The sequence below is a fragment of the Micromonospora sp. NPDC047187 genome (assembly GCF_040643355.1).
GTDB classification, from domain to species: Bacteria; Actinomycetota; Actinomycetes; order Mycobacteriales; family Micromonosporaceae; genus Micromonospora; species Micromonospora salmantinae.
Genome location: NZ_JBEYUF010000005.1, coordinates 297,170 through 311,306, shown reverse-complemented (window position 1 = coordinate 311,306; position 14,137 = coordinate 297,170). Strand labels below are relative to the sequence as shown.

Here is a 14,137-nt window from a genome sequence, read left to right as displayed (position 1 = left end):
GAAATTCAGATCCCGAGGTACGCGAGCAGTTCGCGTTCGCGCGAAAGCACGTCGGAGTTGTCCATCGCCTCGGCGACCCGGCCCTCGGCCAGCAGGTAGTGCCGGTCGGCGACACCGGTGGCGAAGTGCAGGTTCTGTTCGACCAGCAGCACCGTCACCCCGTGCCGTTTGGCCTCGCGCAGCAGGTCGCCGACCTGTTGCACCAGCAGTGGCGACAGCCCTTCGGTGGGCTCGTCGCAGAGCAGCAGCCGGGCGCCCATCCGCAGCACCCGGGCCAGCGCGAGCATCTGCTGCTCGCCGCCGGACAGCATGGTGGCCGCCGAGTCCCGTCGGGTGTACAGGGCCGGAAACGCCTCGTACACCCGCTCCAGCGACCACGGGTCGGGGCCGACTGTGGGTGGCAGCGTGAGGTTCTCGGTGACCGTCAACGTGGCGTAGCTGCCCCGGTCGTCTGGCACCCAGCCCAGCCCCAGGCGGGCCCGCTTGTGCGCCGGCAGCCTGGTGATGTCCCGCCCGTCCAGCTCCACAGTGCCGCGCTGACCGGGGTGCAGCCCCATCACGCAGCGCAGCAGTGTGGACTTGCCGGCACCGTTGCGGCCGACCAGGGTGACCACCTCGCCGGCGCAGACCTCGAGGCTGACGTCACGCAGCACCTGCGCCTCGCCGTAGGAGGCGGACAGGTTGTCAATGCGCAGCATCGGCGGCTCCCAGGTAGGCGGTGATCACGCGCTCGTCGGCGCGGACCTGCTCGTACGGGCCCTCGACGAGGACCTTGCCGGCCTGGAGCACTGTGACGGTGTCGGCGAGACGGCCGACCACGCTCATGTTGTGCTCGACCATCACCACGGTCCGGCCCTGGCGGACCCGACCGATCAGCTCGACGGTGCGGTCGACGTCCTCCAGGCCCATGCCCGCTGTCGGCTCGTCGAGCAGCAGCACCTTCGGGTCCAGCGCCAGCGCGATGGCCAGCTCCAGGGCGCGTTTGCGGCCGTACGCCAGGGACGCCGAGGGAGCATGCGCCAGCTCGGCGAGCCCCACCATGGCCAGCAGTTCGTCGGCCCGTTCGGTGTAGCGGCCCATCAGCTTCGCCGACCGCCAGAACCGCCAGCCCAGCCCACTGGGCGACTGCAACGCCAGCGCGACGTGTTCGCGCGCGGACAGTTGGGGAAAGAGGCTGGTGATCTGGAACGAACGGGCCACGCCGAGCCGGGCCACCTGCTCCGGGGGCAGCCCGGTGACGTCCCGCCCGCCCAGCTCGATCCGGCCACCACTGGGTCGCAGGAAGCCGGTGAGCAGGTTGAACAGGGTGGTCTTGCCCGCGCCATTCGGGCCGACCAGCGCGTGCACGCTGTCCGACGCCACGTCGAGGTCGACGTCGTCGACCGCCCGGAAGCCCTGGAAGTCGCGGGTCAGCCCACGGGCCGACAGGAGCGCTTGCCCGGCCATCGCCTCATCCTCCGCACGTCGCGGCGACGGTGGGTTCGGTGACCGTGGTCACAGGCCCGTCGCGTGGACGAAACCTACGGCGGGCCGCTGGAGTCGAACCATGTCGATGGGCTCCATATTCGACCCGCGATTGACGTGCGTGAACTCCACTCCCCCGCGCCGTCGACTTGACCGGACCCCCTAGGTTGATGATCCACACAGCCCACCGGAAGGTTCCCACCCCATGCCCGTCGGCTTCACCATGGCGATCGTCTTCGCCGTCGCCCTGGCGGTCAGCGCCGTCGTCGCACTCGTCGCCCCCGCACGGCCGCTCAAGCGGATGGCCGCCCTCGCGGCGCTCGGCTTTCTCGCCCTCACGCTGGTGGTCGGCATCGCCTCCAGCGCCCACTCGGTACCCATCCGCTCGGTCGGCATCGTCACCAGCTTCGGCAAGCCCACCGGCGAGGTGACCGGCTCGGGCCTGAAGTGGGTGGCACCCTGGCAGAAGGTCGGGGAGTGGGACGCGGGCCGCCAGAAGTACGACCACATCGGCGGCGACAACTGCGTGCGTGTGCGCACCGGCACCCTCGCCGACGCCTGCGTCGAGGTGCTCGTCGAATGGCAGGTCAAGCCGGAGAACGCGCCGAAGCAGTTCATGGACTACAAGGGCGACTTCGGTAGCTTCCGGGGTCAGCGGGTGGGTGTGCAGCTCGACAGCGCGGTCAACGACGCCTTCGCCGCGTACAACCCGCTGGAGAAGATCGACGCCCAGACCGGCGACCTCAACGTCGACCTGAAGCCGTTCGCCGCGAACATCAAGACCAGCGCGGAGACCCGCCTCGCCACCGACGTGGACATCCTCTCGGTGACCATCACCCGGGTGAACCACGACGACAAGACCGAGGGCAACATCAAGGCGTTCCAGGACAAGCTGGCGCAGACCCGCAACCTGGAGCAGGACCGCAAGAACGCCGAGATCTCCAAGCAGATCACCGAGACCAACGCCACTGTCGACAAGGTGACCCGTTGTCTGGAGATCGCGGAGAAGAACGGCGCGAACCCGGGGCTCTGCATCAACCCGGGCATCGTCACCGGCAAGTGACCCACAGCCCCAAGGCGATCACCGTCGGTCACCTTCGTAGGGGCGGGTGCGGCATCAAGCGGTATACCTCAGAGGCATATTTATGCCTCCGAGGTATACCGCTCCTCGGCAGATCGACATCGCGGGCCAGCCGAGCGCACGGTGGAGCCGTGAGGAATTGACCGCCTAGGCGAAGCTGAACAGCGGCGGGAAGACGAGGACCACGATCCAGGCCCACACGGCGTACACGGGCAGGTAGCCGGTCTGCCACCGTTCGAGCGTCGCGAACGGTGTGCGCCGACGGATGAAGGACAGCAGCAGCCACGCCGACCACGCGAGGTTGACCAGCAGGATCACGTTCTCGCCGAGCGCTGCCGCCCGGTTGGGCGTACCGCCGTACTCGTCGGTGATGCGCCCGGTGATCTCCGCCAGCACCAGCACGTCGATGGCCAACGCACTGACCACCAGCGCGAGTTGGAGTTTGTCGAACGGACCGGGCGGGGCCAGCGGGTCACGGGCCGAGAGTGAGTAGAGCAGCAGCCCCAGCACCACGACCAGCAGGAGGTCGAAGAGGAGCAGCGCCTCCCGCTCGACGTCGATGCCGTGGCTGGTCCAGACGACAGCGACGAGGAAGGCGAGCAGCGCGGCGGTGAAGAGCGGGGTGAACAGCCGGGTGAGGACCGGCGCGATGTTCTCGACGACACTCTGCTTGGCCTCGACGAGCCACCCGGCCACCACGACCGCGGCCGCGGCGCCTGCGGGCAGCAGCCACTGCGAGATGAACGCCTCCGGGACGATCCCGATGGCCGCGAAGGTGTTGAACAGGAACGCGGAGAGCACGCCGCCGCCGAGGGCCATCAGCACCAGGTAGATGAACCACTCGCCGGTGAATCGAATGAAGTCCATGCGTCGACGGGAGGAGCGCCAGTCGTCGGCGACATAGGCCAGGCCGACCACCATCCACAGGGCGATGGGCAGATGGATGCTGGTGACGACAACGGACTGCGAATCGTCCGCCAGGGGGTAGGCGTTGGCCGCCACGGCGCCGAGGACGAAGAGCACCGCCAGTGCCGCGATCACCGTCCGTCCGGCCCCCCGGCGCCAGGCCAGGTACGCCGCCAGCCAGGGCAGCGCGAACAGTGTGAAGTTCCGCGCGTAGAACGAGCCGTCGTCGGCGAAACTCAGCCCGAACAGCGCCGGCACCTTGACGGACGCCACCGCACCCGCCGCACAGCCGAGCATGACCCACAGGTCCCGGCGGGAGCGCGTGCCGCCGACCGGGCTGCCGGAGTCGCCGGTCAGCACCAACTGCTTCCACAACCGTTCGGAATGTTCCCGGGCGAACTCGCGGGACAGGTCGTCGAGGCTGCCCATTCGTTTCACAGCGACCAGGAACGCCTCGTCCGGGCTCAGGCCGGCGGCCACGAGCTCGTCGACGGAGCCACGAAGGTGGTCTTCCAGTTCGTCGGCGTCCACCGGTTGCAGTTCCCGGCGGCGCAGCACGTACTGACGCCACTGCTCGAACTGCGCTTCCAACTCCTGCGGCCCCTCGTGCGCCGTCATGCCAGGCCCTCCAACGGGCGCACCGTCAGCGGCGCGCGGTCGTGCCAGATCTCCTTGAGCGCACCCACCACTGTGTCCCACTGCCGACGCTGCTCGGCCAGTTCGGCCAGACCCCGGTCGGTGACGCGGTAGTACTTGCGCTTCCGCTCGCCGGCGACCGCCTGCCAGCTCGACTCCAGGTGACCGAGGCGCTCGAGCCGGTGCAGCAACGGATAGAGCAGCCCTTCGGTCCAGTCCAGCTCACCCCCGGACAGTTCGTTGATCCGCCTGAGGATGGCGTACCCGTAGCTCTCACCCTCAGCCAGGATGCCGAGCACCATCGGCGTCGCCGAGGCGGCGACCAGATCCTTGGCGACCTTCATGAAACCTCACGCTCCAAACCTAGAGGTACGATGCATAGTACTGCTAGGTATCACTCCCGGGGCAAGGGGTCGACCGAATCGCCGTTCCGGGCAGCTGTGGTGCCGCGAACGGCTTGGTCCGGGTTAGCCTTGGCGCATATGGCTACCTTTCGCAGCGCCTCAGTGCTCCTTTCCTCAGACGGCACCAGGACCCCCGGCACCGCCGCGCTCTTCGCCGAGCCGGCCCGTAGGGGCGGGATTCCGCCCTGGGCAGGCGACTTCCGGCCCGCCAACAGCGCCGGCAACGGCCCCAAGAACGCGGTCGGCAAGACCTTCACCTTGGAGCTGCCCGACGGCAGCACCGGCAAGGTCGTCGTCCAGGGCCTCAAGAGCGGCAAGGGCGGCGTCGTGCTGGCGCTGATGGGCGAGGACGCCCCACCCTTCTGACCAGTCCCCCGGCCTCGTTGCCCGGGTGCCCAGGGTTGGCCCTCCCGGGGTCGACCCAGGGCACCTGGCCAACCACGTCAGTCGCCCGACGGCTGTGACGAGCGTCAGTCCAGGGTGACCACCCAGCGAGCGCCCTCTCCCCGCGCCAACCGGTCGAACGCCGCAGGCGCCTCGTCCAACGGAACCGTCCCGCTGACCAGCACACCCAGATCCAGTGCGCTGTCGGCCAGTTCGGCGGCCAGCACCGGCACCTCCCGGTCCGGGTCGGACGAGCCGTACACCGAGGAGCGCAGCGTGCGCGCGGAGTGGAAGATGTCCAGCGCGCCCAGGCTGACCATGTCGTCCTTCGCGCCCATGCCCACCACCGTCACCGCTCCCCCACGCCGGGTCAGCCGCCAGGCGGCGCGGATGGTGGCGGCCCGACCGACGCACTCGAAGGCGTGGTCGACGCCCCGGCTCTCGGTGCGCGCCCGTACCTCCTTGGAGAGCCGGTCGTCGGAGAGCAGGAAGTCGGTCGCCCCGGCGGCGAGCGCCAGGTCCCGTTTCGCCTCGGCGACGTCGATGGCCAGGATCGGCGTGGCACCGGCCCGGCGGGCCGCGCTGAGCACGGCGAGCCCGACCCCACCGAGCCCGACGACAGCGACCGACTCGCCGGGCGCCACCCGGGCGGTGTTCCGGACCGCGCCGACGCCGGTGAGCACCGCGCAGCCGAGCAGTGCGGCCTGCTCGGGCGGCAGCCCGGCGGGGATCGGGATGACGGCCCGTTCGGGTACCACCACAGCCTCGGCGAGCGCGCCGAGGCCGAGGGTCAGGTGCAGCGGAACCTCGTCGTCGGTCTCGCCGCGCGCCACGGTCGGGGCGGTGGTGTCGGCGCAGAGCCACGGCTCGCCGCGCCGACACCACCAGCAGGCCCGGCAGGCCGGCGCCCAGTTGAGCACCACCGGGGTGCCGACCGTCAGTTGGCCGCCCGGCCCGACCTCGGCCACCACGCCGGTCGCCTCGTGCCCGAGCACCAGCGGGAACCTCGCGGCGAGGGTGCCGTTGACCATGGACAGGTCGGAGTGGCAGACACCGGCCGCCCTGATCGTCACCCGCACCTCGCCGGGGCCGGGCGCGGGCAGGCGTACCCGCTCGACCCGCAGCTCGGCGCCGGACCCGCGCGCGACCAGCGCGCGAACAACGACCGGCGCGGACGCCGGCTCGGTGCCGCCACCCGGCGCGGCCGGCGACGGTTCGATGCGGCCCGCGGGCGCGGCCGGGGACAGCTCGGGGTCGGTCATCGCTGGATCGCCTTCAGCTCGCAGAACTCGGCCAGCCCGTGCACGCCCAACTCCCGGCCCAGGCCGGACTGCTTGTAGCCGCCGAACGGGGCGAGCGGGTTGAACGGGGCACCGTTGATGTCGACGGCGCCGGTGCGCAGCCGCCGGGCCACCGCGAGCGCCGCGTCGGTGTCGGCGGACCAGACCGCGCCGGCCAGCCCGTACTTCGAGTTGTTGGCGATGTCGACCGCCTCATCGGTGTCGGCGAACGGGATCACGGCGAGCACCGGGCCGAAGACCTCCTCCTGGGCGAGCGCGCTGTCGGGGCGCACGTCGGCGAAGACGGTCGGGGCGACGAAGTGCCCCCGGGTCGGCACCGGGGCGTCGGGACCGCCGGCGACAAGCCGGGCACCGTCGGCGAGGGCTCGGTCGATGTGGCCACGAACCCGCTCGGCCTGGGCACCGGAGACCAGCGGGCCGAGCCGGGTCGCCGGGTCGAACGGGTCGCCGAGGCGGTAGCCGGCCACTGCCGTGGCGATCAGGTGCAGCGCCTCGTCGTACCGGTCGCTGTGCACCAGCATCCGGGTCCAGGCGGTACAGGTCTGCCCGGAGTTGAGCAGGGCGTTGCCGACGCCCACCTTGACCGCGGTGCCCAGGTCGGCGTCGGGGAGGATCACGTTGGCGGACTTGCCGCCCAGCTCCAACGCGACCCGGGCGATCCGGTCGGCGGCGAGCCGCATGATCCGCGCGCCGGTGGCGGTGGAGCCGGTGAACGAGACCAGGTCGACGTCGGGGTGCCCGGCGAGCGCCTCACCGACCACCGGCCCGGTGCCGGGAACCAGGTTGAGCACGCCCGGCGGCAGGCCGGCTTCGGTGACCGCGTCGAAGAGCAGGTACGCGGTCAACGGGGTCAGCTCGCTGGGCTTGAGCACCACCGTGCAGCCGGCGGCGAGGGCGGGCGCCAGCTTCGCCATCACCTGGTGCAGCGGGTAGTTCCACGGGGTGATCGCGCCGACCACGCCGACCGGCTCGCGGACGACGAGGGAGTTGCCGATGCTCTCCTCGACCGGCGCGCGGGCGGCGAGCGCGACGTGGTCGCGCAGCACCGTCAGTGGGAGCCCGACCTGCACCCGGGTGGCGAGCTTGAGCGGCGAGCCCAGCTCGACGGCGATGGTGCGGGCGAGGTCGTCGGCGCGGGCGGTGAGCGCCGCGTGCAGCCGGTCGAGGTGGGCGGAGCGCTCGGCGGGGGTCGCGGCCGACCAGCCGGGGAACGCGGCGCGGGCCGCGGCCACGGCACGATCCACGTCGGCCGGGGTGCCGGCCGGCACCTGCCCGATCAGCTCCCCGGTGCTCGGATTCTCCACGTCGATGAGACCGGCGTCGGCGGGGGGCGTCCACTCCCCGCCGAGGTGCAGGTGGCGCCGGAGGCGCAGGGAGTCGGGCAACAGCGACGGCGGGGCGGCGAGGTCCATGTCGTCCCTTCGAGGGGTGGGCGGTGGGGTCGCGACGGGCGATGAAACTAGCGCTGGGAGTTTGGACGCTACCCGTTGGGCCGGGCGGACTCCACCGTCTCGACGGTGCGGGTGTACTCGGCGGCCAGACCGTGCAGCAGGGCGTCCAGGCCGAGGGCGAAGGCACCCTCGTCCACGCTCTGCTGGTGTTCGGCGAGCCGGTGGGCCTGACGCAGGTGCGGGTAGTGCGCCGCGTACAGCTCCGGGTCCTCGACGAAACCACGGGCGAACGAGCCGAGCGCCGACCCGGCCACGAAGTAACGCAGCGCCGCGCCGATGTGGGTGGCGCGGGCCGGCGGCCAGCCGGCGCGGACCAGCCCGCCGTAGACCGCGTCGGCCATGGCGAGGGCTGCCGGTCGACGACCCGGCCCCTGCGCCAGGTACGGCACGATGTTCGGGTGCGCGGTGAGGGCCCGCCGGTACGACCAGGCCCAGTCCCGCAGCGCGGCGAGCCAGTCCCGGCTGGCGAAGCCGCTGGTGTCGACGGCACCGGTGACAGTGTCGGCGACCGCGTCGAGGATCTCGTCCTTGGTGGCGAAGTGGTTGTAGAGCGAGGGGCCCTGTACGCCGAGCGCGGCGGCGAGCCGGCGGGTGGAGAGCGCGCCGAGCCCGTCGGCGTCGATCAGCGCGAGCGCCGTCTCGACGATCCGGTCGCGGGTGAGCAGAGGCCGTCGAGGTCGGGGCACGTCAGAACTCCTCGGTCTGCGGTGTCCCTCCCCGTGGGAACCACCTGTTCACGCACCCTATCGGGGACCGCCTGCGGGCAGGCGTCACCACGTCGGCCGGAGAAGGGGTCTGGACGAATGAAAACTTACACCGCTAGTTTATGAGGGACCGCCACGGCCCGTGGCGGCGCACCACCACGCCGACCGAGGGGGAACCGTGGACTTCGCACTGTCCGACGAGGAACGCGCCGTCCGAGACACGGTGCGCGCGTTCATCACCCGCGAGGTGATGCCCCTGGAAGCGGAGGTGCTCCGCCGGGAACGGGCGCACCAGCCGAGCCTCGACCACTCCGAGGTGCGCGAACTGCAACTCAAGGCGCGCAAGTTCGGCTTCTGGGGCCTGGCCACCCCGGAGGAGTACGGCGGGATGAACCTGCCAGCCGTACTCCAGTCGTTGATCTGGACCGAGCTGGGCCGCACGTTCGTGCCGTTCCGCTTCGGTGGCGAGGCCGACAACATCCTGTTCCACGCCACCGAGGAGCAGAAGCGGGAGTTCCTCATCCCGACCATCGAGGGCGAGCGACGCTCCTGCTTCGCGATCACCGAGCCGGGCGCCGGATCCGACGCGGCGAACATCCGGCTGTCCGCCCGCCGCGACGGCGACGACTGGATCCTCGACGGCGAGAAGACCTTCATCACCGGCGGCCACGACGCCGACTTCGCCATCGTGGTCGCCGTGACCGACCGGGAGAAGGGCGCCCGCAACGGCGGCGCCACCGCGTTCCTGGTGGACCGGTCGATGGGCTGGCGTTCGGAGTTCATCCAGACGATGGGCGAGGGCGGGCCCGCGTCGCTCATCTTCGACGGCGTACGCGTGCCGCACCGCAACATCCTCGGTGAGATCGGGCAGGGCTTCACGCTCGGCATGGAGTGGATCGGCAAGGGGCGCTACACCATCCCGTCGCACGCCATCGGCATCGCCGAGCGGGTGTTGCAGATGGCCATCGAGTACGCCAACACCCGGGAGACCTTCGGCACGAAGATCGGCGCCAACCAGGCCATCCAGTGGATGATCGCCGACTCCGAGACGGAGCTGGAGGCGGCCCGCTGGCTGGTGCTGCGCTCGGCGTGGACCGTCGACGCGGGCCTGGACCCCAGGCACGCCTCGTCGATGGGCAAGCTCTACGGCGCCGGCATGGTCAACCGGGTGGTCGACCGGGTGCTCCAGATCCACGGCGGCATGGGCTACACCCGAGAGTTGCCGATCGAACGCTGGTACCGGCAGGTCCGGCTCTACCGGATCTTCGAGGGCACCGACGAGATGCAGCGGCTGATCATCTCGCGGGACCTGCTGCGCGGCTACACGAAGATCGGTGGCCACCTGGCCTGAGCCGCATCTCTGATGCCGCTGAGGACGGCCGGCCGCGCGCCCGGCCGTCCTCGGCGCCGGGTTCAGCCGGTCAACGCCGTGAGCGCGGCGTCCACGTCAGCCTCGGTGGAATAGATGTGGAACGAGGCCCGGACCCGTCCGGCGCGCACCGCCGCCCGGATGCCGGCCGCCGCGAGGCGCTGCTCCGCGTCCGGCACGTCCACGCTGACGATCGCGCTCTCCCCCGGCGCCCGGCCCAGCCCGGTCAGGAACCGGTTGGCCAGCGCCACGTTGTGCGCCCCGATCGCCGACACGCCGATCTCGGCGACCACCTCCAGGGCGGGCGCCGCACCGACCCAGCTGAACCAGGCCGGTGAGATGTCGAACCGGCGGGCGTCGTCGGCCAGCCGCAGCGGCGGGCCGTAGTAGGAGGCGTGCGGGTCGCGGCCCGCGTACCAGCCGGCCGCATCGGGGCGCAGCAGCTCACGCAACCCGGGGGCCAGATAGGCGTACGCGGTCCCGCGCGGATTCATCAGCCACTTGTAGCCGCCCACCGCCACCGCGTCGGCCCGACTGCCGTCGAACGGCAGCCAGCCGCACGCCTGGGTCGCGTCTACCACCACCAGCGCGTCGTGCGCGCGGGCCGCGGCCACGATCTCGTCGTACGCCGCGACCGCCCCGTCGGCCGACTGCACCAGGCTGAACGCCACCAGGTCGGTATCGGCGTCGATGGCGTCGACCAGAGATTCCAGCGGCACCGTGCGAACCGTGACGCCACGTTCCTCCTGAACCAGCCAGGGGAAGAGATTCGAGGTGAACTCGACCTCGGGGACCACCACCGTGGCACCGGCCGGCAGCGCCGCCGCGACCGGCGCGAGGAGCTGCGACACCGCCACGCCGACCGCCACGTCACCGACCGGCACCCCGATGAGGTCGGCGAGGGTGGCACGAGCCCGGTGCGTCGACTCGCCCCAGCCTTCCCATGACGTACGACCAACCCGCCAGACCGCGAGAGCCTCCTGCAACGCCGCCCACGCCGGCTCCGGCGGCAACCCGTAGCTGGCGGTGTTCAACCAGCCAGGCTCCGGCTGCCACAGCTTCTGCGCCTGCTCGATCTCCATGCCGTCGACGCTAGGCGGCGTGGCGTCGAACGGGCACTGCCAATCGGCGATCGGCGGCCTGTCAGGGAGCATGCTCGGTTGCCGGACCGACCGCGCCGAGAATCGACCCAGCCGGCAATACTGATTGTGCATGAGGGACTACGCTGCTTCGGCATGGATGACGGCGCGATTGCCAAGGCCAAGCACCGGATAGCTGCCGCTACCGGCGGGCATGTCAACCTCAGCGGTCTCGGCCTGACCGCTGGCGACCTTGCCGAGCTCTTGCGCGACATCCCGGCTTTCGCTGATGTGACCAGCCTCAATCTAGCCCAGAACAACCTGGACACCCTGCCGGACGCCGTCGCTGCCTGGACCTCCCTCACCACGCTGCGCCTGGACGTCAACCGGCTCACCGCGCTACCCGACGCGGTCGCCGCCTGGACCGCCCTCACCGAACTGGACCTGGGTGAGAACCGGCTCACCGCGCTACCCGATGCAGTCGGCACCTGGAGGGGCCTGACCCTGCTAAGTGCCTACCGAAACCAGCTCAGCGCGCTACCGGACGCAGTCGCCGCCTGGACTGCCCTGACACAACTCAACTTGGGTGGCAACCAGCTCAGCGCGCTACCGGACGCTGTCGCCGCCTGGACTGCCCTGACACAGCTCGATATGGACTACAACGAGCTCACGGCGCTGCCAAGCGCGAGCGCCGCCTGGGCCCATCTCGATGTTCTGTACCTGGACGGCAACCAGCTCACCACCCTGCCCGACGCTATCGCCGCCTGGACCGCCCTCACCGCGCTGTACCTGGACGGCAACCAGCTCACCACCCTGCCCGACGCTATCGCCGCCTGGACCGCCCTCACCGAGCTGTACCTGGACCGCAACCAGCTCAAAACGCTGCCCGACGCCATCGCCGCCTGGACCGCCCTCGCCGAGCTGCACCTAGACAACAACCAGCTCACCACCCTGCCCGACGCCATTGGTCGGCTCACAGAGCTTCAGGTGCTCGTCGTACAGGGCAATCCACTTCCGCCTGAGGTGCTGGCCGCCGAGGTGGAGGGTACGAAGGCGCTGCTGACGTTCCTCAGGGATGTCGCCACCGACGGGATCTCGATCTCGGAGGCGAAGCTGCTTTTCGTGGGCGCTGGCGAGGCTGGAAAGAGTTCCCTGCTGGGGGCGTTGCGCGGCGAGCCCTGGCAAGATCGTCACCAGACACAGGGCATGGAGATCAAGCCACTGGTGGTGAGCCACGCCGGCCATGAGATCACCCTCAACGGGTGGGATTTTGGCGGCCAACAGGCATACCAGCCGGCGCACCAGTTGTTCTTCAGTGCGCCGGCCGTCTACGTCGTTGTCTGGAAACCCCGTCCGGGTGTCGCGGCCGGCATGGTGGAATCGTGGATCGCCATGATCGCCCACCGGGCCCCGGACGCCCGGGTCCTCGTGGTCGCGTCCCACGGCGGGCCGTCCTCTCGCGCCGATGCCATCGACGAGGCTCACCTGAAACAGCGCTTCGGCAATCTGATCGTTGGTTTTCACGAGGTCGACAGCGCCGTCCCGGACGATCGGCTGGAGGCGCTGCGGGAGGCGATCGCGATGACCGCCGGCACGCTCCCGCACGTACACCGTAACTACCCGGCCAACTGGCAGCGGACGATCGAGGCAGTCACGGCCGGCGGTCAGCAGGCGGTCGACTACCGCAGCTACGAAGCGGTAGCCGCAGCGCAGGGCCTGAACGACTTCCAGGCACGAACGCTGGCCAGTAATGCCCACCACCTGGGAAAGTGGATCTACTACGCGGACGATGACGCGTTGGCCGCGTTCGTGATTCTTCAACCGGACTGGCTCAACGTCGCGATCGCCGCCGTCCTCGACAGTCGAGACGCCGTCGACGCCCTCGGTCTCGTCTCACACCGCATGCTCGGCAGTCTGTGGAGTGCCGCCCAGGCTCCCGACAGCACGCTCTACACGAGGGAACAGCAGCGACTGTTCCTGGCACTCATGGGGCGCTTCGAGCTGACCTACCAGGTCTCCCTCGACGCCGCACCCGAGCCGGTGAGTCTCATCGCGCAACTCGTCCCTGCCGCACAGCCGGACCTGCGGATGGCATGGGTCGAGTTCCGCCCCGGCGACCGCGAGTACCTGGAGGTGTGCCGGATCTCGGAAGGTCCCGCAGGTAGCGTGGTCATTCCCGACTCCCTGATGTACCGGCTCATCGTTCGACTCCACCACCAGCGCTACACGGAGCCCGATTCCCTGCAGGGTGTGCACTGGCAGCAGGGCATGGTCCTGCAGAGCCGGTACGGTGCCCGCGCGCTCCTCACGGTACGTACCGGGGTCGGTGTCCAGGTCCAGGTGCGCGGCCCGGACGCCGTCACCTACCTACGCCAGGTCACCGACGAGATCCGCTACTGCATCGAGCGGTTCTGGCCCGGCCTGAGCACCGTCGCCCTCGTCGCCTGCCGGGACGGGTGCGGCCTGCCCACGCCGGGTGCGGGCTTGTTCGACGTCGACAAGCTCATCAAACTGCGCGACCGGCACGGGCAGAGCATCGCGCAGTGCCCGATATCCGGCTGCGACGCCTTCCCCGCCATCAACTCGCTGCTGGGCGGTTCGGGCGCGACCCAGGACGCGCTCGCCGTTCTGCAGGACGGCGTGGCGCTGATGGACAACCATGTCCGCGGGCTGAGTCAGCGGGTGACCGAGCTCAACGACACCGTCAAGGCCAATCTTGCGGGCGTGAACGCACAGCTGACCGCGTTGATGTGGCAGCTCAACGACGAGGCCGCGGACGGACCGCGCCTCTTCACCCTCACCCCCGTCGAGGCGTCCGTTCGCAACCCGCAGTGGACCACCAAGCGGATGCGGCTGACGTTGTACTGCGAGCACTCGCTTCAGCCTGTGCACGTCCTCGAGCCTGCGCGGCACGATGCCGGGGTCTACGACACGGACGTTTCCCGCGAGTGGTGGACCAGAGCTGTCCCACTCCTGAAGGCCACCACAATGCTCCTCAAGCCTCTCCTGGGCGTGGGGCTGGCCGAGCTCAAACTCGATTTCAGCGACGAGCAGTGGAAAGCCATCGAAGAGCAGGTCTCCCTGGCGAACGAGACGCTGAACGCCGCGGCGGAGGCCGCGAACCACCTCACCGCGGACGACCACAGCGCCGGGCTCGCGGAACAGGCCCCCACCGCACCAACGGCTCCCGTCCACGCCGAGGGCGCCACCCTCCGGATGCTGCACGTCGCGCTCCGCGCCCAGGACGTCACCATCGCCGACCTCCGCAAGGTGGTACGCCCCGACGGCCGCATCCTCTGGGTCCACCGTCAGTTCGAGCACCTCTACCACAGCGGCCTACCCGTCATCCCCTGACCCG

The 14,137-nt window shown here is 70.3% G+C and carries 12 protein-coding genes; 4 read left to right on the top strand and 8 right to left on the bottom strand.

Translation table 11 applies throughout. The features are described from left to right. Nucleotides 1-5: 5 nt before the first annotated feature. Nucleotides 6-698 (bottom strand): ABC transporter ATP-binding protein, encoded by a 693-nt coding sequence (locus ABZ794_RS12485; protein WP_210784953.1) that lies wholly within the window; start codon nucleotides 696-698, stop codon nucleotides 6-8. Continuing rightward, entirely contained in the window at nucleotides 685-1,446 is a 762-nt protein-coding gene (locus ABZ794_RS12480; protein WP_357515576.1) for an ABC transporter ATP-binding protein, read from the bottom strand. The genes ABZ794_RS12485 and ABZ794_RS12480 overlap by 14 nt, the downstream gene beginning before the upstream one ends. Before the next feature lie 223 nt (nucleotides 1,447-1,669). On the opposite strand from ABZ794_RS12480, the gene ABZ794_RS12475 reads away from it, so the two are divergent. Further along, the gene (locus ABZ794_RS12475; protein ID WP_210784954.1) at nucleotides 1,670-2,527 is read left to right on the top strand and encodes an SPFH domain-containing protein; all 858 of its coding nucleotides are present in this window, start codon (nucleotides 1,670-1,672) and stop codon (nucleotides 2,525-2,527) included. Between the two features lie 165 nt (nucleotides 2,528-2,692). On the opposite strand, the gene ABZ794_RS12470 is transcribed toward ABZ794_RS12475, so the two are convergent. Beyond that, nucleotides 2,693-4,069 (bottom strand): permease prefix domain 1-containing protein, encoded by a 1,377-nt coding sequence (locus ABZ794_RS12470; protein ID WP_357515573.1) that lies wholly within the window; start codon nucleotides 4,067-4,069, stop codon nucleotides 2,693-2,695. Then, the gene (locus ABZ794_RS12465; RefSeq protein ID WP_210784956.1) at nucleotides 4,066-4,431 is read right to left on the bottom strand and encodes a PadR family transcriptional regulator; all 366 of its coding nucleotides are present in this window, start codon (nucleotides 4,429-4,431) and stop codon (nucleotides 4,066-4,068) included. Before ABZ794_RS12465 ends, ABZ794_RS12470 begins: the two co-directional genes overlap by 4 nt. 162 nt (nucleotides 4,432-4,593) lie before the next feature. On the opposite strand from ABZ794_RS12465, the gene ABZ794_RS12460 reads away from it, so the two are divergent. Continuing rightward, nucleotides 4,594-4,857, top strand: a complete 264-nt coding sequence (locus ABZ794_RS12460; protein WP_091402229.1) for a hypothetical protein — start codon at nucleotides 4,594-4,596, stop codon at nucleotides 4,855-4,857. Nucleotides 4,858-4,961: 104 nt separating this feature from the next. Here the strand turns inward: ABZ794_RS12460 and ABZ794_RS12455 are convergent, their stop codons facing one another. The 3 genes from ABZ794_RS12455 to ABZ794_RS12445 all read right to left on the bottom strand — a co-directional run bounded on the left by ABZ794_RS12455 (nucleotide 4,962) and on the right by ABZ794_RS12445 (nucleotide 8,313). Next, entirely contained in the window at nucleotides 4,962-6,137 is a 1,176-nt protein-coding gene (locus ABZ794_RS12455; protein WP_247669696.1) for an alcohol dehydrogenase catalytic domain-containing protein, read from the bottom strand. Then, nucleotides 6,134-7,588, bottom strand: a complete 1,455-nt coding sequence (locus ABZ794_RS12450) for an aldehyde dehydrogenase family protein (RefSeq protein WP_357515570.1) — start codon at nucleotides 7,586-7,588, stop codon at nucleotides 6,134-6,136. Before ABZ794_RS12450 ends, ABZ794_RS12455 begins: the two co-directional genes overlap by 4 nt. A gap of 68 nt (nucleotides 7,589-7,656) precedes the next feature. After that, nucleotides 7,657-8,313, bottom strand: a complete 657-nt coding sequence (locus tag ABZ794_RS12445; RefSeq protein ID WP_210784958.1) for a TetR/AcrR family transcriptional regulator C-terminal domain-containing protein — start codon at nucleotides 8,311-8,313, stop codon at nucleotides 7,657-7,659. 196 nt (nucleotides 8,314-8,509) lie between these two features. On the opposite strand from ABZ794_RS12445, the gene ABZ794_RS12440 reads away from it, so the two are divergent. Then, complete coding sequence (locus ABZ794_RS12440) at nucleotides 8,510-9,682, top strand: acyl-CoA dehydrogenase family protein (RefSeq protein WP_357515568.1); 1,173 nt, start codon at nucleotides 8,510-8,512, stop codon at nucleotides 9,680-9,682. 62 nt (nucleotides 9,683-9,744) lie between these two features. Here ABZ794_RS12440 and ABZ794_RS12435 read toward each other — a convergent pair whose 3' ends face one another. Further along, nucleotides 9,745-10,782: an aminotransferase class V-fold PLP-dependent enzyme gene (locus ABZ794_RS12435; RefSeq protein ID WP_357515564.1), complete on the bottom strand. Its 1,038-nt coding sequence runs from the start codon at nucleotides 10,780-10,782 to the stop codon at nucleotides 9,745-9,747. 153 nt (nucleotides 10,783-10,935) lie between these two features. Between ABZ794_RS12435 and ABZ794_RS12430 the strand changes: the two genes are divergently transcribed. Continuing rightward, on the top strand, nucleotides 10,936-14,133 hold the full coding sequence (locus ABZ794_RS12430; RefSeq protein ID WP_357515562.1) for a COR domain-containing protein: 3,198 nt from the start codon (nucleotides 10,936-10,938) through the stop codon (nucleotides 14,131-14,133). Nucleotides 14,134-14,137 lie beyond the last annotated feature (4 nt).